Raw genomic sequence first — 21,770 nt, 5'->3', positions numbered from 1 at the left:
ATGGTAACGGATGGGCGCGCCACTGCAAGTGTCGTCACAGCAGTTGCGCTTCGGGCAGGGTCAGTGTGCGCGGGATTTTCAAGGCATCCCAGTGGGCGCTGCCCCAGTTCAACAGTTCTTGCGGCGAGGCGTGGGCCAGTTCGGGCCCAGGGTTTTGCCCCAATGCGCGCAAGGCCCGCAGCAGCAGTGGTGTGGCCTGATCGGCTTCCAGCGGTGGCGAGCGGTAGGACTTGCCGAGCTTGTTGCCGTCGGGCTGGGTAATCAGCGGCAGATGCAGATAACGCGGCTGGCGCAGTCCCAGCAGTTCTTGCAGATAGAGCTGGCGCGGCGTCGAGTCGAGCAGATCGGCGCCGCGCACGATGTCGGTGATGCCCTGCCAGGCGTCGTCCAGCACCACCGCCAGTTGGTAGGCGTAGAGGCCGTCGCGGCGGCGGATCACGAAGTCACCCACGTCGCGGCCCAGATGCTGACGGTATTCGCCCTGCACCCGGTCGATGAAATGGTATTCGAGCTCCGGCACGCGCAGGCGAATCGCTGCGTCTTCCTGACCATGGCCGGCGTTGCGGCACAGTCCCGGGTAAATGCCGTGGTACGGCTCCAGTTGTTTGCGCGAACAGGTGCAGGCATACGCGAGGCCGTGATTGAACAGGCTGTCGAGCACTTGGGCATAGGCTTCGTGCCGGTCGCTCTGGCGGACCATTTCGCCGTCCCATTCGAAGCCATAGCTTTCCAGTGCCTTGAGAATCGCCGCTTGCGCGCCCGGCTCTTCACGGGGCGGATCGAGATCTTCCATGCGCACCAGCCAGCGGCCACCCACCGAGCGTGCGTCCAGATAAGAGGCCAGGGCGGCGACCAGCGAACCGAAGTGCAGGTGCCCGCTGGGAGTCGGGGCAAAGCGGCCAATGTAGGCGGGGGTAGTCATGGAAGTGTTGTCACTGTTTCGGAATTTGGCATGCAAACCGGTGGAGGCGAGCCTGCTCGCGATAGCAATAGACCAGTCAATAGTAAAGTTGAATGTAATACGGCTATCGCGAGCAGGCTCGCTCCTACAGGAGGCAGAAACAAAAACGGAGCGTTCGCACGCTCCGTTTTTCGTTCAGGCCGGGATTATTTGCCGACCTGTTTTTCCTTGATTTCCGCCAGGTTCTTGCAGTCGACGCACATGTCGGCAGTCGGGCGGGCTTCAAGGCGCTTGACGCCGATCTCGATGCCGCAAGAGTCGCACCAGCCGTACTCTTCGTCTTCGATCAGTTGCAGGGTCTTGTCGATCTTCTTGATCAGTTTGCGCTCGCGGTCGCGGGCACGCAGCTCGAGGGCGAACTCTTCTTCCTGGCTGGCACGGTCGGCCGGATCTGGAAAGTTGGCCGCTTCGTCTTTCATGTGATCAACAGTGCGGTCGACTTCCTGCATCAAGTCCAGTTTCCACTTGGTCAGGATCTTGGTGAAGTGCGCGCGCATTGGAGCGCCCATGTACTCTTCGCCCGCTTTCGGGACGTAGGGTTCGAAACCGCTGAGTGTCTGACTTGCCTGTTGCTTTGCTTGGGTGGGCATGAAATGGACCGCCTCTACTCTTGTAATCCATTGCGCAGGATTGCTCCATCACCGACACCTGCCGGCCCTGCGGCTGCAAGCGGGCGAACTTACCAGATCAATTCGGCCCGCGCTACTCCCGGATGTCGAGCGCGCGGCCAGTGGGGCTTGCAAATGTTTGCCAAGCCATGTCCGGCAATGTTGCAGACCTGCTCAATCACTGATTTTAGTCAATCCTGGAGCGTACGCGCGGGTCGTTACAGTCCAGTGTTCTTGTGGCTGTGACCGCTGCGGGTTCTCGCTCGTTCCGGCAGATGGGTAGAATCGTTTCTTTTCCCTCGTTGAAGGAAGGCCAATGGCTCAGCCCTACAGTGCGCGCAGTCGTGCGATCGAACCGTTCCATGTGATGGCGTTGCTGGCGCGGGCCAATGAATTGCAGGCCGCCGGCCACGACGTGATCCACCTGGAAATCGGCGAACCGGACTTCACCACCGCCGAGCCGATCATTCGCGCGGGCCAGCAAGCCCTGACGGCCGGAAAAACCCGCTACACCGCAGCCCGTGGCATTCCCGAGCTGCGCGAGGCGATTTCCGGTTTCTATCAAACGCGCTACGGCCTGAACATAGATCCTCGACGGATTCTCATCACGCCTGGCGGTTCCGGTGCGTTGCTGCTGGCCAGTGCGTTGCTGGTGGATCCGGGCAAGCACTGGCTGCTGGCTGACCCTGGCTATCCTTGCAACCGGCATTTTCTGCGGTTGGTTGAAGGCGCGGCGCAGCTTGTGCCCGTCGGCCCGGACGTTCGCTATCAACTGACGCCGGACCTGGTGGCGCGCCACTGGGATCACGACAGCGTCGGTGCGCTGGTCGCCTCGCCAGCCAACCCGACCGGTACGATTCTGACCCGCGATGAACTGGCCGGGTTATCCACAGCCATCAAGGCGCGTCACGGGCATCTGGTGGTGGACGAGATCTACCACGGCCTGACTTATGGCACCGACGCAGCCAGTGTGCTGGAAGTGGACGACAGTGCGTTTGTCCTCAACAGTTTCTCCAAATATTTCGGCATGACCGGATGGCGCCTCGGCTGGCTGGTGGCGCCGGATGCGGCGGTCAGTGAACTGGAAAAACTTGCGCAGAACCTCTACATCAGTGCGCCAAGCATGGCCCAGCATGCGGCGCTGGCCTGTTTCGAGCCGGACACCATCGCGATTCTCGAAGAGCGCCGCGCCGAGTTCGGCCGTCGTCGTGACTTCCTGCTGCCGGCACTGCGCGAACTGGGTTTCAACATCGCCGTGGAGCCGGAAGGCGCATTCTATTTGTATGCCGATATCAGCCAGTTTGGCGGCGATGCCTTCGCATTCTGCCGGCATTTCCTTGAAACCGAACATGTAGCGTTTACGCCGGGGCTGGATTTCGGCCGCTATCAGGCCGGGCATCACGTGCGCTTTGCCTACACACAAAACCTCCCTCGCCTACAGGAAGCGGTGGAACGCATCGCCCGTGGCTTGAAGAGCTGGCAAGGCTGATGCGCTTTCATCCTCCTCTCGAAGAAGGCCGGTTGATCCGCCGTTACAAGCGTTTTCTCGCCGATATCGAAACCGTTGGCGGCGAGTTGCTGACCATTCATTGCCCGAACACCGGCTCGATGCTCAATTGCCAGGTCGAGGGCGGGCAGGTCTGGTTCAGTCGCTCCAATGATCCGAAGCGCAAGCTGCCCGGCACTTGGGAAGTCGGCGAAACCCCGCAGGGCCGGCTGTTTTGCGTGAACACCGGTCGCGCCAACGCACTGGTCGAAGAAGCCTTGCAGGCGGGCGTCATCAATGAGTTGAACGGTTTTACCGGGCTCAAGCGCGAAGTGGCGTACGGACAGGAAAAGAGCCGGATCGATTTTCGCCTCGACTATCCGACGGGCCCGGCCTATGTGGAAGTGAAAAGCGTCACCCTCGGCTTCGACGGCACGGCGGTGGCAGCGTTTCCCGATGCGGTGACTCAGCGCGGAGCCAAGCATTTGCGTGAGCTGGCGCATCTGGCTCGGGACGGGATTCGCGCGGTGCAGTTGTATTGCGTCAATCTCACCGGTATCGAGGCGGTGCGTCCTGCCGAGGAGATCGACCCGGCCTACGCCGCTGCGCTGCGTGAGGCAGTCGCGTGCGGGGTTGAAGTACTGGCGTATGGCGTGCGTTTGAGCCATGAAGAGATGGTGATCGACCGGCGCCTGGACGTGCTGCTCAACGGTTAAACATCGATCCACAGCCCTTGCGCGTCTTCACGGCAAGGGATGGCCGTCAGCGATTGCCCTGCGCAGGGGCCGGCGACGCATTCTCCGTCCTCGATCAGAAACAGTGCGCCGTGGGTGGCGCACTGGATCAGGCTGTTGCTCGGGTCGAGAAACTGGTCGGGGTGCCATTCCAGGCCAACGCCCCGATGAGGGCAGCGATTGAGGTAGACATACGTCTGCCCCGCACGGCGCACGGCAAACAGTTTTTTCCCGTCGATATCGAAACCGCGACTGCCGCCCTCAATCAGATCGGCACCCTCGCAAAGAAACTTCATGGCTATCCTCAAGTGTCGGCTCGTGTCCGGATATGTCCGAGCTTGACGTTCAAATGCAAACAATTATCAAATGGCCGCCTTCGCCCGTGGCGAGGTGACCGCTGCCGAGGATACTTGGCCTGCCGTTCCGATGCCCGGGAAAACCTTTCAAGGAAGCTGTCTATGCGCCTGAGTACACGCGTTGCCGTGCTGTGTGTCGGACTTTTGGTCAGCCACCAGGCTGCAGCGGCCGAGTTGCCGCAACGTTGGGTCAGCGCCGGCGGCGCCTTGTCGGAGTGGGTGAGTGCTCTGGGTGGCGAGTCCAGGTTGGTGGGCGTCGACACCACCAGCCAGCATCCGGAAACACTCAAGTCGCTGCCGAGCATAGGTTATCAGCGCAGCCTGTCGGCTGAAGGCATTCTCAGCCTGCGTCCGGACATTCTGATCGGCACCGAAGAAATGGGCCCGCCGCCGGTAATCTCGCAGGTTCGCAGCGCCAAGGTGCAGGTGGAATTGTTCTCGGCTCAGCCGGATCTGCCGACGCTGGAAAAAAACGTCACCCATCTGGGTCAGTTGCTGGGCGCCGAAAGCCAGGCCGCGCAATTGCTGCAAAGTTATCAACAGCAACTCGATGCACAAAAGGCGCGTGTGACTGAGGCGCAGGCCAAGCAGAAAGCGCCGGGCGTGCTGTTGCTGCTCGGCCATGCCGGCGGCAAACCGCTGATCGCCGGCAAGGACACCGCCGCCGACTGGCTGCTGCAACAGGCGGGCGGGCATAACCTTGCGACGCACACCGGCTACAAGCCGTTTTCCGTGGAGTCCCTGGCCAGTCTCGATCCTGAAGTGCTGGTGTTCGCTGACCGTGCGCTGACTGGCGAGGCGGCGAAAGCGGCGCTGTTCAAGGAAAATCCGATCCTCAATTCCAGCCGTGCGGCCAAGACCGGACGCGTGCTGGAGCTGGACCCGACGTTACTGGTAGGCGGGCTCGGGCCGCGTTTGCCGGCTGCACTCAAGACCCTGTCTGACGGTTTCTACCCGGTCCAGAGCGGCCAATGACCACGTTGGTCAAGCCCCGTGGCTTGTTCATCGGCCTGATCCTCCTGTGTCTGCTGGCGATCTGGCTGTCGCTGGCGTTGGGGCCGGTCAGTCTGCCGTTGGTCGATACCTTGCGTGCGGCGCTGCGCATGATCGGTATACCGCTGGCGCCGGACGGACTGGAACAGGCTGAGCTGATTCTCGGGCAGATTCGTCTGCCGCGTACGTTGCTCGGACTGGCAGTCGGCGGTGTGCTGGCGTTGTCAGGGGTGGCGATGCAGGGGCTGTTTCGCAATCCCTTGGCCGATCCGGGGTTGGTCGGCGTCTCGAGCGGCGCGGCGTTGGGTGCGGCGGTGGCGATTGTCGGCGGTTCGTTTTTTGGCGGATTGCCGGAGTGGTTCGGGCCTTATCTGCTGTCGGTTTGCGCGTTTCTCGGTGGTCTTGGCGTAACGGCGTTGGTCTATCGACTAGGCCGCCGTAATGGGCAAACGAACGTTGCGACCATGTTGCTGGCGGGTATCGCTCTGACGGCGTTGGCCAGCTCGGCGGTGGGGCTGTTTACCTATCTGGCCGACGACGCGACATTGCGCACGTTGACGTTCTGGAACCTGGGTAGCCTTAACGGCGCGAGCTATGCGCGGTTGTGGCCGCTGCTGATCATCACCGCCGGTATTGCGGTTTGGCTTCCGCGTCGGGCGAAGGCGCTCAATGCGTTGTTGCTCGGCGAATCGGAAGCCGGGCATCTGGGGATCGATGTCGAGCGGCTCAAGCGCGAACTGGTGTTCTGCACGGCGCTGGGCGTCGGTGCAGCCGTGGCGGCGGCGGGCATGATCGGTTTTGTCGGGCTGGTAGTGCCGCATCTGGTGCGCTTGCTCGCGGGGCCGGATCATCGGGTATTGCTGCCGGCATCGGTACTGGCCGGGGCGAGCCTGTTGCTGCTGGCGGATCTGGTGGCGCGGCTGGCGCTGGCGCCGGCGGAGCTGCCGATCGGCATTGTCACCGCGTTCATCGGTGCGCCGTTCTTCCTTTATCTGTTACTGCGAGGGCGTGCCTGATGTTGCGTGCGCACAACCTGCATATCCGCCGTGGCCGCAAAACCGTTCTGGCCGACGTCAGTCTGCAACTCGAACCGGGCGAAGTGCTGGGTGTGCTGGGGCCGAACGGCGCCGGTAAGAGTACTTTGCTCGGCGCGTTGTGCGGTGAATTGAGCGCGCACGAGGGGGAGGTGCTGCTGGACGGTGAGGTCTTGAGCCATTGGAGCGGTATTCAACGTGCCCAGCGGCTGGCGGTGTTGCCGCAGGTATCGACGCTGGATTTCGCCTTTCGAGTTGAAGAAGTGGTTGGCATGGGGCGTCTGCCCTATCAGAGCGGGCGGGTGCGCGATGACGAGATCGTCGCTGCCGCGTTATTGGCGGCCGATGCCGGGCATCTGAGTGGTCGCAGTTATCTGGCGCTGTCCGGCGGCGAGCGTCAGCGGGTGCATCTGGCGCGGGTGCTGGCGCAGCTCTGGCCGGGGCAGGCGGGGCAGACTTTGCTGCTTGATGAGCCGACCTCGATGCTTGATCCATTGCATCAACACACGACGCTGCAAGCGGTGCGCGAATTTGCCGATCGCGGCGCGGCGGTGCTGGTGATCCTGCATGATCTGAATCTGGCGGCGCGCTATTGTGATCGAATCCTGCTGCTGGAGGGCGGGCGCCCGGTGGCGCTGGATACGCCGCAACAGGTGTTGCGTCCGGAATCGCTGAAGGCGGTTTTCGGTCTGGAAGTACTGGTGCAGCCGCACCCGGAGCGCGGGCATCCGCTGATCATCGCCCGCTGATTTCGTCATCGAGGTGAGGGTATGCGCGGGATTTTGCTGTTGGCGGTGTTGTGGCTTGCGGGTTGCCAGCATGTTGCGGCGCCGCCGGTCGTGGGCGAGATCCGTGATTTGCGCAGTGGTGAGAGTCTGACGGCGCAGCAATTACTGGCCCAACTGAGCACTCCATCGCGGGTGATTATTGGCGAACAGCATGACAACGCCGATCACCATGCCCTTCAATTGTGGCTGTTGCAGAACCTCGAAGCGGCGCGCCCTCAGGGCAGTCTCCTGTTGGAAATGCTGACGCCAGATCAACAGTCGCGCGTCGATGACGTGCGCCATGCCGCAACGCCACCGGTTGATCTTCCCGCTGCATTGGCCTGGCAGGACGGTTGGGACTGGAATCTCTACGGACCGATTGTGCGGTTCGCCCTGACGCAATCCTGGCCATTGCTGGCGGCCAATCTCGATAACATCGAAATTCGCGCGTTCTATCGTGATCCTCCGGTTTTGAGCGGTGAGCGCAGCAACGCCAAATCTGTGAGAGAGACGCTGTTGCAGCAGATCGGCGATTCTCACTGCGGCCTGCTGCCGTCATCACAAATGCCGGCGATGCTGGCCGTTCAGCAACAACGGGATCGGCGCATGGCCTCGCGTTTGTTGGCGGCGCCCGCGCCTGCCTTGTTATTGGCGGGTGCGTATCACGCACGCAAGGATGTGGGTGTGCCGCTGCATGTGCTGGATCTGGGCGCGCCCGATGCGCCGACGGTGCTGATGCTGGCGGAGCAGGGCAGTCAGGTTACGGCGGAGATGGCTGATTATGTATGGTTCACACCGGCCACGCCGAAACCGGATTATTGCACCGAGATGCGTAAACAGTTCGGCAAGAATTGACTTTTCCACAGGCAAAAAAAAGACCCGGTAAAAACCGGGTCAAATAACCGTGATTAGCCTGATGAGGAGATAATCTGAGAGTCCGAACCAAGGGCTTTTCAGAATATCGACTGATCTCGCGACCAGTTGTGATAATAATAGCGATTCTCATTACCAAGTCAACTGCTGTTTTTTCATTTCTTTGGTTTTGTCCCGGCAATGGCGTAAACGCCCCGTGAATACGGGCATCAGCCTTGGCTGTCGAGTCCCGTGAGCTGCTTGTTCAACTGGTCGATACGCCGCGCCATGCTTTCGATCAGGGAATGGGCGATTTTCGGATTGGTGCGGGTCATGCTCAGAAACTGATCGCCGGGAATCAGCATTACAGTGCTTGCCTCCCGGGCAATGACCGTCGCGTTGCGCGGCTCGCCGGTGAATACAGCCATTGCGCCGAATATTTCATCCCTGGGTACGTCGCCTACCTTGTGCCCGTTAACAAACGCTTCGGCGTGTCCTTCGACAATTACGAACACATGATCAGCGATGTCGCCTTGGCGGATCAGAACGTCCCCGGCTTCAACCCGCTTGAAACCGTTGGTGCTGCGAAACTCGCGCGGCTTGAACTCGGCAACGGCGTGGGCTAGCAGCGCCATTTGTCCGAGCAGGTAGCGCAGAAACTGCTCAGAGCGCGACGTTTCGCCGTACACATGTTGAAACAAATCGCTTCGGCGATAGGGCAGTAATGTCAGCGGGTTGTCTGAGTGCAGCGTGCAATCCGCCCATTCCGGCCCCTGTTGCAGGCCGATCAAATCTCCTTCATGCCAATAGAACAGACCGCGACCACCCAGTCGGCCAGTGATGACACCTTGCGTGAGCAGGAACAACTGGTCGTCCGGCAAACGTGCCAACAGATCATCCGTGGCTTCCAGTTCCATGGCCGGCCCGCACGGCGGCAGGCCTTCGAGCCATTGCGCAGGCAAGCTCTGCAAGTGGTTGATCAATGCATCGGCCTGCGCCGATTTTTCCCCGAGCAGGTACATGAGTGCGGCGCCTGTCAGTTCTTGTGGCGAGAAGAAATGGCTTCCAGTTGCTTGTTCAAAGCGTCCTTGCGTTCGGCGGGAATGTCATTCCAGTGCACGTCCATCAACGCCCCTTCGATCGCATACAACAACACCTTCGACGCCCGGAACCCGCGCGTGCGCACGGCCCGATAGGCATCCACGGCGCCCAGGCGACGCAGATCCGAGGCGCTGTGGATGCCCACGGCATGCAGCCATTGCGCCGACGTCTTGCCAAGATTCTTCAGGTGTTGCAGTTCATCATTCATCAAGCCTCCTTGCGACGGCCGAATGGTGCGTGGGCGAGCTTCTCAGGAGTGTAGCCATCAGTAGGAAAAGCGTGGTTGTTTGGTCGGATTCAACTCAAACGCTTCTAAGAAACGTCAGTTTGCGCTGATGAATCGGGATGGGGAGGGCGAGGGATAATTACCAATAGCACGCAGTCCAGCGCAAAGCGGGGGCGCTGGACGAGTTGGGTGTTCCGAGACTCAGCGAGTGCGATAACGCAGGCGCGTACCGAAATTCATCGACATCAGGATTTCGTCTGCACTCAACTCTGGCGGGAAGTACGCCCCGGAAATCTGCGCATGAGCAAGGCTCGCACCTTCCAACGAGGCGTTGCGAAAGTCGATGCCGCGCAGATCGGCGGAACGGAAGTAGGCGTCCCGGAAATCCACGCCATCGGCGTTCAATTCACGCAGGTCGAGTCCACGAAAGTCACCACCAACCATGTCGATCGGGCCGTCTTTCGGGCGTTCATTGTTAAAGCCTGTGATGTCGTCTTTGTGCAGCAAGGCATAAAGCGGGGTGTCGAGAAGTTTCGGCTGGCTCATGTCAAATCACCTGTTGGTTTTATGACGCCAGTATAGTGCCACTATTTGACGACCGTGAAGCGAGCGAGGGCTTCACGGCCGAAATAGTTTCTTACAGACCTGGCAGGCGCTGGCGGATCTGCGCCACGACGGTATCCAGAGTGCCGGATTCATTGGTCTGCACGCGTTTGCTGCGCAGGATTTCTTCCGGCGTCAGTGCTTCGCGGTTGGCCTGTTGTGCTTCGATCACGGCGAGGGTCGCGTCGGACGGATCCTTCTTGTCCGCCTGACGAATCGCCAGCCAGCTCTCGATCACGGCTTGCGGAGCGTTGCAGTCGAGGATCAGGAACGGCGCTCCAGTGGCTTCGGCGACCTTGGCGGCGCTGTCACGTTGTTCGCGCTTGAGGTAAGTGGCATCGATCACCACCGGGAAACCGGCGTGCAGGATCACTTCGGCGATTTCATGCAGGCGAGCATAAGTCGCGGTGCTGGCATCGGCGCTGTAGATCCCGGCCTGAACATCATTGGCAACGGTTTGCTCGCCGAACAGACGTTTGCGCTCGACATCGGAACGCAGACGGATCGCGCCCAGCGCTTCGACCAGGCGCATGGCCACGTGGCTTTTGCCTACAGCGGAAACGCCGTGGGTAATCGCCATGAAGCGCGAAGGAATAGTGCTGTAGCTTTCCGCCAGATTAGCGTAGTTGCGGTACTGGCGAAGGGTGGTTGCGCGCTGTACCGGAGTCGCATCGGCCGGCATGCTGAACAGTGCGACTTTCGCACGTACCAATGCGCGGTAAGCCTTGTAGAAGTTCAACACTTCCAGGCCCTGATAGTCGCCGGTCAGTTCCAGGTACTGGCTGATGAAACGACGAGCCAGGGATTTCAGGCCACGGTCTTCCAGGTCCATCGCCAGAAAGCCGGTGTCGGCCCAGACGTCGGTGAAGCGGAACGGTTCGTTGAATTCGATGCAGTCGAAGATCACGACCTTGCCGTCGATCAGCGTGGCGTTGCCCAAGTGAATGTCACCGTGGCACTCGCGGGTGAAGCCGTCGGCCTTGCGTTGGGCGAACAGCGGCTTCAGGCGATCAAAGCTGCTTTCGGCCCACGCTTGCAGGGCCTCGAGTTGCAGCAGGTCGTTCTTGTCGCTGAGGAACGGCAGGATCTGTTCGAAGTTCTGGCGCACCGGCGCCATTACGCTTTCAGGCGTACCGGCATCGTGCTCGGCTGGAACTTTCGGCGCGTTGAGGTGGAAGCGAGCGATCTGCTCGGCCATCGCGTCGACGTGTGCTGTGGTCAGCTCGCCGTTGGCTTGCAGTGTGCTGAGCAGACCGCTCTGCGGGAACTGACGCATTTTCAGCAGGTATTCGATGGCCGGGCCTTCGCCGCCCAGTTGCGGGGCTTCGGCACTTCCGGTCACTGGAATCACTTCCAGATACAAATCTTCGGTCAAGCGCTGGTTCAGACGCAGCTCTTCGCCGCAGAAGTGCTCACGGGAATCGAGGCCGGTGAAGTCGAGGAAACCGAAGTTCACCGGTTTCTTCACTTTATAGGCGTAGGGACCGGTGAGCAGTACCCACGAGATATGGGTTTCGATGACCTGGAACCCTTCGACGGGGTGCGGGTAGAGGGCCGGGTTTTGCAGGGCAGCGATCAGGGACTGGCTCACGGACGATCCTTCAGAGACTGGGGGAAATTCAAGGCGCTCATTATGGCCGCTCGCCAGCCCGACGCAAACCTCGGAGCGCTCCTGTTGAGTATGAATAAAGTGCGTATAATCCGCCGCCATGACTCGTACTCGATCCCCCCGTACCCCTAAAAAACCAGCTTCCCGGGGCCTGCGCCCATGGTTGGGCTGGGCCCTTAAACTCAGTCTGGTCGGCCTTGTGGTGCTGGCCGGCTTCGCCGTTTACCTCGATGCCGTGGTGCAGGAGAAGTTCTCCGGCAAGCGCTGGACCATCCCGGCCAAGGTATACGCGCGCCCGCTCGAGCTGTTCGTCGGACAAAAGCTGAGCAAGGACGATTTCCTCACCGAACTCGATGCCTTGGGCTATCGCCGCGAAGCCGTAAGCAACGGTCCTGGCGCGGCGGCGGTCAATGGCAACACGGTTGATCTGAATACTCGTGGCTTCCAGTTCTATGAAGGTCTCGAGAAACCGCAGCCGGTGCGCGTACGTTTCTCCGGCGATTACGTGGCCGAACTCTCGGCGACCAACGGTTCGAAGCTCTCCGTGGTACGCCTGGAGCCGCTGATGATCGGCGGCATCTACCCGAAAAACCTCGAAGACCGGATTCTGATCAAGCTAGATCAGGTACCGCCGTATCTGCTGGAAACCCTGGTCGCCGTGGAAGACCGGGATTTCTACAGCCACTGGGGCGTGTCGCCGAAATCGATTGCCCGCGCAGTCTGGGTCAACACCTCGGGCGGCAAGATGACCCAGGGTGGCAGTACGCTGACCCAGCAACTGGTCAAGAACTTCTACCTCACCAACGAGCGCAGCCTGACCCGCAAACTCACCGAAGCGATGATGGCGATGCTGCTCGAGCTGCATTACGACAAAAAGGAAATCCTTGAGGCGTACCTCAACGAAGTCTTTGTCGGTCAGGACGGCCAGCGTGCGGTGCACGGTTTCGGTCTGGCCAGCCAGTTCTTCTTCGCCCAACCCTTGTCCGAGCTGAAACTGCACCAGGTCGCGCTGTTGGTCGGCATGGTCAAAGGTCCGTCCTATTACAACCCGCGTCGCAACCCGGAGCGGGCGCTGGAGCGACGCAATCTGGTGCTCGACGTGCTTGAGCAGCAGGGTGTCGCTTCCGCCGAGCAGGTGGCCGCCGCGAAGAAAATGCCGCTGGGCGTGACCACGCGCGGCAAGCTGGCCGACAGCTCGTTCCCGGGCTTCATCGATCTGGTCAAACGCCAGTTGCGTGAAGACTACCGCGACGAAGACTTGACCGAGGAAGGCTTGCGGATCTTCACCAGTTTCGACCCGATCCTGCAGATGAAAGCCGAAGCCTCGGTCAACGACACCTTCAAGCGTCTGTCCGGTCGCAAGGGTTCCGACGACGTGGAAGCGGCGATGGTCGTGACCAACCCGGAAACCGGCGAAGTCCAGGCCATGATCGGTAGTCGCCAGGCGAGTTTTGCCGGGTTCAACCGCGCACTGGACGCGGTGCGGCCGATCGGCTCGTTGATAAAACCGGCGGTTTATCTGACGGCACTGGAGAAACCGAGTCAGTACACGCTCACCAGTTGGCTGTCGGACGACCCGCTTTCGATCAAAGGCGCGGATGGCCAGGTCTGGAAACCGCAGAACTATGACCGTCGCTCCCACGGCACAGTATTCCTGTATCAAGGGTTGGCACATTCCTACAACTTGTCGACCTCGCGTCTCGGTCTGGCGGTCGGTGTTCCGAATGTCCTCAAGACGCTGGGTCGCCTGGGCGTGACCCGCGAGTTTCCGGCGTTCCCGTCGATGTTGCTCGGCGCGGGCGGGATGACCCCGATCGAAGTTGCGACGATGTACCAGACCTTGGCCAACGGCGGCTTCAATACGCCGATGCGCGGGATCCGCAGCGTCCTGACTGCCGAAGGCGAGCCGCTCAAGCGTTATCCGTTCCAGATCGAGCAACGGTTCGATCCGGCCTCAATCTACCTGATCCAGAACGCCATGCAGCGGGTCATGCGTGAAGGCACCGGCAGTTCGGTTTATAACGTGTTGCCAAGGACCCTGACACTGGCGGGCAAGACCGGTACCAGTAACGATTCGCGCGACAGCTGGTTCGCCGGTTTCAGCCAGGATCTGCTGGCGGTGGTCTGGCTCGGCCGCGACGACAACGGCAAGACCCCGTTCACCGGGGCCACCGGTGCATTGCAGGTCTGGACCAGTTTCATGCGCAAGGCGGATCCGCTGCCGTTGGACATGCCACAGCCGGATAACGTGGTGCAGGCCTGGGTTGATTCGCGCACCGGTCAGGGCTCCGATGCCAACTGTCCGGGCGCCGTGCAGATGCCGTATATTCGCGGCAGCGAACCGCCACCCGGCGCTTCCTGTGCGGGCGAAAGCCCCGCCTCGGGCGAGTCGGTGATGGATTGGGTCAAGGGCTGGATGAATTAAGCAAAGAGGGTTTCAAGTGAACAAGTGGTTGATTCCAGCGGTGACCGCCGTGGCTTTGCTCAGCGGCTGCTCCACCGTACAGCGTGGTTCGATTCCGGTCGTGGATTCCGGCACCGCCGTGTCCAACAGTGAGCGCATTTCGGCCAATGGCGGTTTCCGTCAAACGACCGTGAAACGTCCTGCACAGGCCCAGACCCAGGCGATCCCGCAAGGCGATACCGGTGTGGTGGTGATGGTGCCGGGCGGCGCAGCGGCTTCGGCACCGATCAGCACCTCGCCGATCGTTCCGGGCCCGGCGTCGGGTGGCATCACGCCGGGACCGTACAACCCGTCGCCGGTCGAGTCGGCGCCAATCAACTCCGGCAGCTACAGCATGCCCTCTACGCCGAGCGGCATTCCTTCGGCCAGCAGCGGCGGCGGTCTGTCTGCCGATGAACAACTGGACGGCCCGGTTCTCGCACTGTTGAGCACTGCGCAACAGCAGCAGGCCGGTGGCGACCTCAACGGCGCGTCTTCCAGTCTGGAGCGTGCACAGCGTGTAGCGCCGCGCGAGCCGCAAGTGCTTTACCGTCTGGCGCAGGTGCGCATGGCTCAGGGCGATGCGCCGCAAGCCGAGCAGACCGCTCGTCGCGCACTGACCATGGCCAATGGTCGTCCGGACTTGCAGGCCAGCCTGTGGGAATTGATCGCTCAGGCACGTGAGAAACAAGGTGATTCCGCCGGCGCCACTCTGGCCCGTCAGAAGGCCAAGGTTGCGCTGTGATGGACAGTCGTTTCTCCAAAGTCGCCGATCAACTCCTGTTGATCGAGCGTGAACTGCGTGCCCAGGGCTGGTGGGATGATGTCCAGCCCTCGGTCGAAGCCCTGAGCAGTGTCGAGCCGTTTTCGGTCGACACCCTCGATTTCGAGCAGTGGCTGCAATGGATCTTCCTGCCGCGGATGAAGATGATCCTCGAACAGGATCTGCCATTGCCCAATGCCTCGGGCATTCAGGAAATGGCCGAGATGGTTTTTGCCCAGCGCAATCTGCACGGCAAGGATCGGCAGCTTCAGGTGTTGCTCAAAGAGTTCGACCTGCTGATCACTGCTTCGCGCTGAACCCGAAACTGCCAGTGGTTACTGGCAGTTTTCCGCAATCTGTTTTTGTGCCTCTGCAGTACGTTGCTGACGCTGGTCGTCGCTCAGCCGCCGCAACTCTCCCTCCACTTCCTCCCTCAAGCGCGGATTGTTCTGCAGTTGCGCGAGATTCGTGCGCGCCTGTTCGCAAAATGCCTTGAGCTGACTCTGTTGCTCGGCCACTTGCTTCTTGACCTTGTCATCGATGGCTTTCTGATCGCCCAGCGCGCCGCTGCCAGGTAATGCGGCAGGTATTGGTGCGGGAGAGGAGGGCGTCTTCACGGCGGTGGATGACTGCCCTTGTGGTGGCTGTTGATCGAAATGGGTGACGCCCTGGGCATCGACCCATTTGTAGATCTGACCGGCCATACACCAGGGGCTGGCGCCGATCAGCAGAGTTAAGAGAAGCGTTCGCATGCTGATTCCTTGGCAAAACTGCGCAATTGAAGCTAACAGAGTAGCGGTTTCCAGGTTTTTTCTTGCGTTCTCATGTGCTTACCCACAATTAAGCACATTGACGGCTTGACTTGCAGAGGGCGAAACAGAAGAATCCAAAGTCCGCTGTACAGGGACTGCCAGAAGCAGACCCTCTCGGCAGATCATGAGGCGCATATCCGCGTCGACCTGTTACACCCGCAACGCGTTACCTCGCGCTGGGTGGGAAAGGCCCGCAACACTTGGGACGATCCCAATACTTGCTCAGTCAGTGCTGACGTAGTCGGCGACCACCGTCGCTCATGCTCTGCCGAGAAGTAAACCTATTAAGACCCGTTCGCTTTTTTGTGGACGGTATTCTGGCGTTTTAGAGGTGAACAACGTGGAGCTTTTATCTGGCGGTGAGATGCTCGTCCGCTTTTTGCGTGACGAAGGCGTCAAATATATCTACGGGTACCCGGGTGGTGCTCTCCTTCATGTTTACGATGCCCTGTTCAAAGAACCGGAAGTGACCCACATCCTGGTTCGTCACGAACAAGCGGCTACCCATATGGCTGACGGCTACGCCCGTGCCACCGGTAAAGCCGGCGTGGTATTGGTGACTTCCGGTCCAGGCGCCACAAACGCCATCACCGGTATCGCCACTGCCTATATGGACTCGATTCCAATGGTGATCATTTCCGGTCAGGTGCCAAGCACCATGGTCGGCACCGACGCGTTCCAGGAAACCGACATGATCGGTATCTCCCGGCCGATCGTGAAGCACAGCTTCATGATCAAGCACGCTTCGGAAATCCCGGAAGTCATGAAGAAAGCCTTCTACCTGGCGCAATCCGGTCGTCCGGGCCCGGTCGTGGTCGATATCCCGAAAGACATGACCAACCCGGCCGAGAAGTTCGAATACATCTTCCCGAAGAAAGCCAAACTGCGTTCCTACAGCCCGGCCGTTCGCGGTCACTCCGGGCAAATCCGCAAGGCAGCAGAAATGCTCCTGGCGGCCAAGCGTCCCGTGCTGTACTCCGGCGGTGGCGTGATCCTCGGCAACGGCTCCGCGCCGCTGACCGAACTGGCGCAAATGCTCAACCTGCCGGTCACCAACACCCTGATGGGCCTGGGTGGCTACCCAGGTACTGATCGTCAGTTCATCGGCATGCTCGGCATGCACGGCAGCTACACCGCCAACCTTGCGATGCACCATGCCGACGTGATCCTGGCAGTCGGTGCGCGTTTCGATGATCGCGTGATCAACGGCGCGCCGAAGTTCTGCCCGAACGCCAAGATCATTCACATTGACATCGACCCGGCTTCGATTTCCAAGACCATCAAGGCCGACGTGCCAATCGTTGGTCCGGTGGAGAGCGTCCTGACCGAAATGGTCGCGATCCTCAAGGAAATCGGCGAAACCCCGAACAAGGACGCCGTTGCCAGCTGGTGGAAGCAAGTTGATGAATGGCGCGGTGATCGCGGCCTGTTCCCTTACGACAAGGGCGACGGCAGCATGATCAAGCCGCAGACCGTCATCGAAACCCTGTGCGAAGTGACCAAGGGCGACGCCTTTGTGACCTCCGACGTGGGTCAGCACCAGATGTTTGCTGCGCAGTACTACAAGTTCAACAAGCCGAACCGCTGGATCAACTCCGGTGGCCTGGGCACGATGGGCTTCGGTCTGCCGGCCGCGATGGGTATCGCGCTGAGCTTCCCTGACACCGATGTTGCGTGCGTCACCGGTGAAGGCAGTATCCAGATGAACATCCAGGAATTGTCGACCTGCCTGCAATACGGTTTGCCGGTCAAGATCGTCATCCTGAACAACGGTGTTCTGGGCATGGTTCGTCAGTGGCAGGACATGAGTTACGGCAGCCGTCACTCGCACTCCTACATGGAATCCTTGCCTGACTTCGTCAAGCTGGCTGAAGCCTATGGCCACGTCGGCGTGCGCATCACCGAATCGAAAGATTTGAAGTCGAAGATGGAAGAGGCGTTCGCCATGAAAGATCGCCTGGTGGTGATCGACATTTCGGTCGACACCAGCGAGCACGTCTATCCGATGCAGATCAAAGACGGCTCCATGCGCGATATGTGGCTGAGCAAGACGGAGCGTACCTAATCATGCGGCACATTATTTCCTTGCTTCTGGAAAACGAACCCGGTGCTTTGTCTCGCGTAGTCGGCCTGTTCTCGCAGCGCAACTACAACATTGAAAGCCTGACCGTGGCGCCAACCGAAGACCCGACCCTGTCGCGTCTGACGCTGACCACTGTCGGTCACGATGAAATCATCGAGCAGATCACCAAAAACCTGAACAAGCTGATCGAAGTGGTCAAGCTGGTGGACCTGTCGGAAAGCGCTCACATCGAGCGCGAACTGATGCTGGTCAAGGTCAAGGCCACTGGCGCCCAGCGCGCCGAGATCAAACGCACCACCGATATTTACCGTGGACAGATCGTCGACGTCAGCGCCAGCGTGTATACCGTTCAACTGACCGGTACCAGCGACAAGCTCGACAGCTTCATTCAGTCCATTGGCACCGCATCGATTCTGGAGACCGTCCGCAGTGGCGTCACCGGTATTGCCCGCGGCGACAAAGTACTCAGCATCTAAACCAAATTAGCGAATGGCCTGAACGGCCTGGATATAAAGGGGAAATTCATGAAAGTTTTCTACGATAAAGACTGCGACCTGTCGATCATCCAGGGCAAGAAAGTTGCCATCATCGGTTACGGTTCCCAGGGCCACGCCCAGGCGTGCAACCTGAAAGATTCCGGTGTCGACGTTACCGTCGGTCTGCGTAAAGGTTCGGCTACCGTTGCCAAGGCTGAAGCCCATGGCCTGAAAGTGACCGACGTGGCTGCCGCTGTTGCCGGCGCCGACCTGGTCATGATCCTGACCCCGGACGAGTTCCAGTCCCAGCTGTACAAGAACGAAATCGAGCCGAACATCAAGAAAGGCGCCACCCTGGCCTTCTCCCACGGTTTCGCGATCCACTACAACCAGGTTGTTCCGCGTGCCGACCTCGACGTGATCATGATCGCGCCGAAAGCCCCGGGCCACACCGTACGTTCCGAGTTCGTGAAGGGCGGCGGTATCCCTGACCTGATCGCGATCTACCAGGACGCCTCGGGCAACGCCAAGAACGTTGCGCTGTCCTACGCCGCCGGCGTTGGTGGCGGTCGTACCGGTATCATCGAAACCACCTTCAAGGACGAGACCGAAACTGACCTGTTCGGCGAGCAAGCCGTTCTGTGCGGCGGTACCGTTGAACTGGTAAAAGCCGGTTTCGAAACTCTGGTTGAAGCTGGCTACGCGCCGGAAATGGCCTACTTCGAGTGCCTGCACGAACTGAAACTGATCGTTGACCTCATGTACGAAGGCGGTATCGCCAACATGAACTACTCGATCTCCAACAACGCTGAATACGGCGAGTACGTGACGGGTCCGGAAGTGATCAACGCCGAATCCCGTCAGGCCATGCGCAACGCCCTGAAACGTATTCAGGACGGCGAATACGCCAAAATGTTCATCAGCGAAGGCGCAACCGGCTACCCTTCGATGACCGCCAAGCGTCGTAACAACGCCGCTCACGGTATCGAAATCATCGGCGAGCAACTGCGCTCCATGATGCCGTGGATCGGTGCCAACAAGATCGTCGACAAAGCCAAAAACTAAGTCGTCGAACCTTGTATGAAAAAAACGCGGCCTCGGCCGCGTTTTTTCGTATGGGCGGGCGGTTCTGGTATAAAGCTGCATCGTTTGTGGCCGAACCGTCGTCCCAGACACCTGTCGAAAATGTCCAATCCGTTGCAAGGTAATGTCCATGAGCGAACGTCCCGAAGAGCCGAACCAGGCTTCCGACGCCGAAAGCCTGCTGCCCATCGATGAGCACATCGAAGAAGGGCATGACGCAGAAGGCCGTAAAGTCCGGCATCGTGGTATCTATCTTCTGCCGAACCTGTTCACCACTGCGAACCTGTTCGCAGGGTTCTATTCCATCATCAACTCGATGAGTGCCCAGGCTGCGTTGAGTGCCGGGGACGCGGCGAACGCGAGCAAGTACTTCGCCTTTGCTGCCATCGCGATTTTTGTCGCCATGGTGCTCGACGGCCTTGATGGTCGCGTAGCGCGCATGACCAATACCCAAAGTGCGTTCGGCGCCGAGTACGACTCGCTGTCGGACATGGTCGCTTTTGGTGTCGCGCCGGCATTACTGGCATTCGGCTGGGCGCTGGGTGACATGGGCAAGGTCGGCTGGATGGTTGCCTTCATTTATGTGGCGGGTGCGGCATTGCGTCTGGCGCGCTTCAATACTCAGGTGGGGACTGCCGACAAGCGCTACTTCATCGGTCTTGCCAGCCCGGCTGCTGCCGGTGTAGTTGCGGGGATTGTCTGGGCGTTCAGCGATTACGGGATCCAGGGGTCGAAGATGTCGTTCCTGGTTGCGCTGATGGTAGCGGCCGCCGGGATGCTGATGGTCAGCAACATCAAGTACAACAGCTTCAAGGAGCTGGATCTGAAGGGGCGCGTACCTTTCGTGGCGATTCTCGCGGTGGTGCTGGTCTTTGCTGTGGTGTTCAGCGATCCGCCTCGCATTCTGCTGCTGGTGTTCCTCGCCTATGCCGCGTCGGGTCCGGTGCAGTATCTGTTGCATCTTCGTCGTCACAAACACGCCGAGTGATGTAATTTCCCTCATACTCCGCAGTCTATGGTGCATCTGTCCTCCAAAGCTGCGGAGTTGCCATGCTGATCAAAGTCCCCAAAGCGTCCGACTGCCATGAGTCGGACGTCACGCCTGAATCCATTTATCTCTCTCGCCGACAATTGCTCGGAGCGACTGCGGCCGGTTTGGCCGTGAGCTCTTTGCCGCGCTGGGCCAGTGCCGAAGAGGCTGCCCGCTATGCCGATGTCGACGCCGGAAAAGCGCCCGCCTGGTTTGCCGAGAAGTTGCCCTCTGTCAAATGGGGCGCGGTGAACGTCAAGGATGAGGCGATCACACCTTTCAAAGACGCCACCCATTACAACAACTTCTATGAGTTCGGCACCGACAAAGGTGATCCGGCGGCCAATGCCGGTTCGTTGAAAACCGAACCGTGGAGTGTTGTCGTGGACGGGGAGGTGGGTAAGCCGGGGCGTTATGCTCTGGAAGACTTCATGAAGCCTTACCAGCTGGAAGAGCGTATTTATCGCCTGCGCTGTGTCGAGGCGTGGTCGATGGTGATTCCCTGGATCGGTTTTCCCATCTCGGCACTGTTGAGGCAGGTAGAGCCTACTTCCAATGCCAAATACATTCGCTTCGAAACCTTGCAGGATCCGAAGAGCATGCCCGGGCAGCGTTCGGGATTTGCCCTGATCGACTGGCCTTATGTAGAAGGTTTGCGTCTGGATGAGGCGATGAATCCCTTGGCGATTCTGGCGGTGGGTATGTATGGCCGCGAATTGCCAAACCAGAACGGTGCGCCGTTGCGTCTGGTGGTGCCCTGGAAGTACGGCTTCAAGAGTGTCAAATCCATCGTGCGGATCAGTCTGGTCAGCGAGCAGCCGAAGACAACCTGGCAGAGCATTGCGGCGGATGAGTACGGGTTCTATGCGAATGTGAACCCTACCGTAGACCATCCGCGTTGGACTCAAGCGCGGGAGCGGCGACTGCCCAACAGTCTGTTCAAGCCGAATGTGCGTGATACGCAGATGTTCAACGGCTACTCGGATGAGGTCGCTTCTTTATATACAGGGCTCGATCTGCGGAAGAACTACTGATGCGATACCCGATCTGGCGCGTAGGTGTTTTCCTGGCTGCGGCGATCTGGCCGCTGTTCTGGTTTTATCAGGCTTTTGCGGATCTGCTTGGGCCAGATCCGGGGAAGGTTCTGGTTGATCGGCTGGGGCTTGGGACATTGGTATTGCTGTTGATCACCCTGAGTATGACGCCGCTGCAGAAACTTACGGGGTGGGCCGGGTGGATTGCTGTGCGCCGTCAGTTGGGGCTCTGGTGTTTTGCCTATGTGGTTCTGCATCTTTGCAGCTATATGGCGTTCATTCTCGGTTTCGACTGGTCGCAACTGAGTGTCGAGCTGCGCAAGCGTCCCTACATCATTGTGGGTGCTCTGGGTTTTCTTGGGTTGCTTGCATTGGCGGTTACCTCCAACCGATACAGTCAGCGTCGTTTAGGTACCCGCTGGAAGAAGTTGCACCGGCTGGTGTACGTGATTCTGGGGTTGGGATTGCTGCATATGTTGTGGATTGTGCGTGCTGATCTTAAGGAGTGGGCAGTCTATGCCTTTATAGGTATTTTCCTTTTGGCGTTACGTATTCCCCCCTTGACCCGACGGATCCCGCGTTTGATGGGTAAAAAGCAGGTATTTCAAGAAAAGCGAAATTAGGGGTTGACGGCAGATCCTGAGTCTCTATAATTCGCCCCACTTCCGGCGCAGTCGAAACGGAAAACTCCTTGAGATTCAATGAGTTAAGTAGGT

General features: G+C 59.7%; 23 protein-coding genes. 15 read left to right on the top strand and 8 right to left on the bottom strand.

Translation table 11 applies throughout. The features are described 5' to 3' along the window. Positions 1-34: 34 nt before the first annotated feature. Positions 35-922: a tRNA glutamyl-Q(34) synthetase GluQRS gene (gene gluQRS / locus N8H71_RS26880; protein WP_262196319.1), complete on the bottom strand. Its 888-nt coding sequence runs from the start codon at positions 920-922 to the stop codon at positions 35-37. Between the two features lie 185 nt (positions 923-1,107). Then, a complete protein-coding gene (gene dksA, locus N8H71_RS26875; RefSeq protein ID WP_007959616.1) occupies positions 1,108-1,551 on the bottom strand; it encodes an RNA polymerase-binding protein DksA in 444 nt (147 codons plus the stop codon). A 334-nt stretch (positions 1,552-1,885) separates the two neighbouring features. On the opposite strand from dksA, the gene N8H71_RS26870 reads away from it, so the two are divergent. Both N8H71_RS26870 and sfsA read left to right on the top strand, forming a co-directional pair. After that, entirely contained in the window at positions 1,886-3,058 is a 1,173-nt protein-coding gene (locus N8H71_RS26870; protein WP_197870637.1) for a pyridoxal phosphate-dependent aminotransferase, read from the top strand. Next, the gene (gene sfsA, locus N8H71_RS26865; protein ID WP_262196316.1) at positions 3,058-3,771 is read left to right on the top strand and encodes a DNA/RNA nuclease SfsA; all 714 of its coding nucleotides are present in this window, start codon (positions 3,058-3,060) and stop codon (positions 3,769-3,771) included. Before N8H71_RS26870 ends, sfsA begins: the two co-directional genes overlap by 1 nt. On the opposite strand, the gene N8H71_RS26860 is transcribed toward sfsA, so the two are convergent. After that, positions 3,768-4,085, bottom strand: coding sequence for a Rieske (2Fe-2S) protein (locus tag N8H71_RS26860; protein ID WP_262196315.1), 318 nt, complete (start codon positions 4,083-4,085; stop codon positions 3,768-3,770). The two genes, sfsA and N8H71_RS26860, sit on opposite strands and share 4 nt — an antisense overlap. A 162-nt stretch (positions 4,086-4,247) precedes the next feature. Here N8H71_RS26860 and N8H71_RS26855 point away from each other — a divergent pair, with 162 nt between their 5' ends. The 4 genes from N8H71_RS26855 to N8H71_RS26840 are packed head-to-tail and all read left to right on the top strand — an operon-like array spanning position 4,248 to position 7,794. Further along, positions 4,248-5,120 (top strand): heme/hemin ABC transporter substrate-binding protein, encoded by an 873-nt coding sequence (locus N8H71_RS26855; RefSeq protein WP_262196314.1) that lies wholly within the window; start codon positions 4,248-4,250, stop codon positions 5,118-5,120. A gap of 50 nt (positions 5,121-5,170) precedes the next feature. After that, positions 5,171-6,154, top strand: a complete 984-nt coding sequence (locus tag N8H71_RS26850; protein ID WP_262196350.1) for a FecCD family ABC transporter permease — start codon at positions 5,171-5,173, stop codon at positions 6,152-6,154. Then, positions 6,154-6,921: a heme ABC transporter ATP-binding protein gene (locus N8H71_RS26845; RefSeq protein ID WP_262196312.1), complete on the top strand. Its 768-nt coding sequence runs from the start codon at positions 6,154-6,156 to the stop codon at positions 6,919-6,921. The genes N8H71_RS26850 and N8H71_RS26845 overlap by 1 nt, the downstream gene beginning before the upstream one ends. Positions 6,922-6,942: 21 nt before the next feature. Continuing rightward, on the top strand, positions 6,943-7,794 hold the full coding sequence (locus tag N8H71_RS26840; RefSeq protein ID WP_262196311.1) for a ChaN family lipoprotein: 852 nt from the start codon (positions 6,943-6,945) through the stop codon (positions 7,792-7,794). Between the two features lie 227 nt (positions 7,795-8,021). On the opposite strand, the gene N8H71_RS26835 is transcribed toward N8H71_RS26840, so the two are convergent. From N8H71_RS26835 to N8H71_RS26820, 4 genes are all read right to left on the bottom strand, one after another. Then, on the bottom strand, positions 8,022-8,813 hold the full coding sequence (locus N8H71_RS26835) for a Crp/Fnr family transcriptional regulator (RefSeq protein WP_262196309.1): 792 nt from the start codon (positions 8,811-8,813) through the stop codon (positions 8,022-8,024). Positions 8,814-8,827: 14 nt separating this feature from the next. Further along, positions 8,828-9,100 carry a TfoX/Sxy family protein gene (locus N8H71_RS26830; RefSeq protein ID WP_003228231.1) on the bottom strand — a complete coding sequence of 91 codons (273 nt, stop codon included), beginning with the start codon at positions 9,098-9,100 and terminating at the stop codon, positions 8,828-8,830. A 219-nt stretch (positions 9,101-9,319) separates the two neighbouring features. Beyond that, positions 9,320-9,664 (bottom strand): pentapeptide repeat-containing protein, encoded by a 345-nt coding sequence (locus N8H71_RS26825; RefSeq protein ID WP_007959639.1) that lies wholly within the window; start codon positions 9,662-9,664, stop codon positions 9,320-9,322. A 91-nt stretch (positions 9,665-9,755) separates the two neighbouring features. Beyond that, positions 9,756-11,312 (bottom strand): AAA family ATPase, encoded by a 1,557-nt coding sequence (locus tag N8H71_RS26820; protein WP_262196307.1) that lies wholly within the window; start codon positions 11,310-11,312, stop codon positions 9,756-9,758. Positions 11,313-11,430: 118 nt separating this feature from the next. Between N8H71_RS26820 and mrcB the strand changes: the two genes are divergently transcribed. The 3 genes from mrcB to N8H71_RS26805 are packed head-to-tail and all read left to right on the top strand — an operon-like array spanning position 11,431 to position 14,853. Continuing rightward, a complete protein-coding gene (mrcB, locus tag N8H71_RS26815; RefSeq protein ID WP_115079221.1) occupies positions 11,431-13,755 on the top strand; it encodes a penicillin-binding protein 1B in 2,325 nt (774 codons plus the stop codon). A gap of 16 nt (positions 13,756-13,771) precedes the next feature. Next, positions 13,772-14,518: a hypothetical protein gene (locus N8H71_RS26810; protein WP_262196306.1), complete on the top strand. Its 747-nt coding sequence runs from the start codon at positions 13,772-13,774 to the stop codon at positions 14,516-14,518. After that, entirely contained in the window at positions 14,518-14,853 is a 336-nt protein-coding gene (locus tag N8H71_RS26805) for a YqcC family protein (RefSeq protein ID WP_039771612.1), read from the top strand. Before N8H71_RS26810 ends, N8H71_RS26805 begins: the two co-directional genes overlap by 1 nt. Positions 14,854-14,871: 18 nt before the next feature. Here the strand turns inward: N8H71_RS26805 and N8H71_RS26800 are convergent, their stop codons facing one another. After that, positions 14,872-15,288, bottom strand: coding sequence for a DUF4124 domain-containing protein (locus N8H71_RS26800; RefSeq protein WP_262196305.1), 417 nt, complete (start codon positions 15,286-15,288; stop codon positions 14,872-14,874). Between the two features lie 400 nt (positions 15,289-15,688). Between N8H71_RS26800 and N8H71_RS26795 the strand changes: the two genes are divergently transcribed. The 6 genes from N8H71_RS26795 (at position 15,689) to msrQ (ending at position 21,677) form a co-directional block, all read left to right on the top strand. Further along, complete coding sequence (locus tag N8H71_RS26795; protein ID WP_262196303.1) at positions 15,689-17,413, top strand: acetolactate synthase 3 large subunit; 1,725 nt, start codon at positions 15,689-15,691, stop codon at positions 17,411-17,413. Positions 17,414-17,415: 2 nt separating this feature from the next. After that, entirely contained in the window at positions 17,416-17,907 is a 492-nt protein-coding gene (gene ilvN, locus N8H71_RS26790) for an acetolactate synthase small subunit (protein WP_003205610.1), read from the top strand. A gap of 48 nt (positions 17,908-17,955) precedes the next feature. Continuing rightward, the gene (gene ilvC / locus N8H71_RS26785; protein ID WP_007959661.1) at positions 17,956-18,972 is read left to right on the top strand and encodes a ketol-acid reductoisomerase; all 1,017 of its coding nucleotides are present in this window, start codon (positions 17,956-17,958) and stop codon (positions 18,970-18,972) included. Between the two features lie 148 nt (positions 18,973-19,120). After that, positions 19,121-19,978 (top strand): CDP-diacylglycerol--serine O-phosphatidyltransferase, encoded by an 858-nt coding sequence (gene pssA, locus N8H71_RS26780; RefSeq protein ID WP_039771608.1) that lies wholly within the window; start codon positions 19,121-19,123, stop codon positions 19,976-19,978. A 62-nt stretch (positions 19,979-20,040) separates the two neighbouring features. Beyond that, positions 20,041-21,054 (top strand): protein-methionine-sulfoxide reductase catalytic subunit MsrP, encoded by a 1,014-nt coding sequence (msrP, locus tag N8H71_RS26775; protein WP_262196301.1) that lies wholly within the window; start codon positions 20,041-20,043, stop codon positions 21,052-21,054. Further along, the gene (gene msrQ / locus N8H71_RS26770; RefSeq protein WP_262196300.1) at positions 21,054-21,677 is read left to right on the top strand and encodes a protein-methionine-sulfoxide reductase heme-binding subunit MsrQ; all 624 of its coding nucleotides are present in this window, start codon (positions 21,054-21,056) and stop codon (positions 21,675-21,677) included. Before msrP ends, msrQ begins: the two co-directional genes overlap by 1 nt. The last annotated feature ends 93 nt before the right edge of the window (positions 21,678-21,770 follow it).

Source organism: Pseudomonas koreensis (assembly GCF_025447595.1).
Classification (GTDB): domain Bacteria; phylum Pseudomonadota; class Gammaproteobacteria; order Pseudomonadales; family Pseudomonadaceae; genus Aquipseudomonas; species Aquipseudomonas koreensis_H.
Note: the sequence above shows the minus strand (reverse complement) of the source record. Positions and strands in the feature narration are given on the sequence as shown.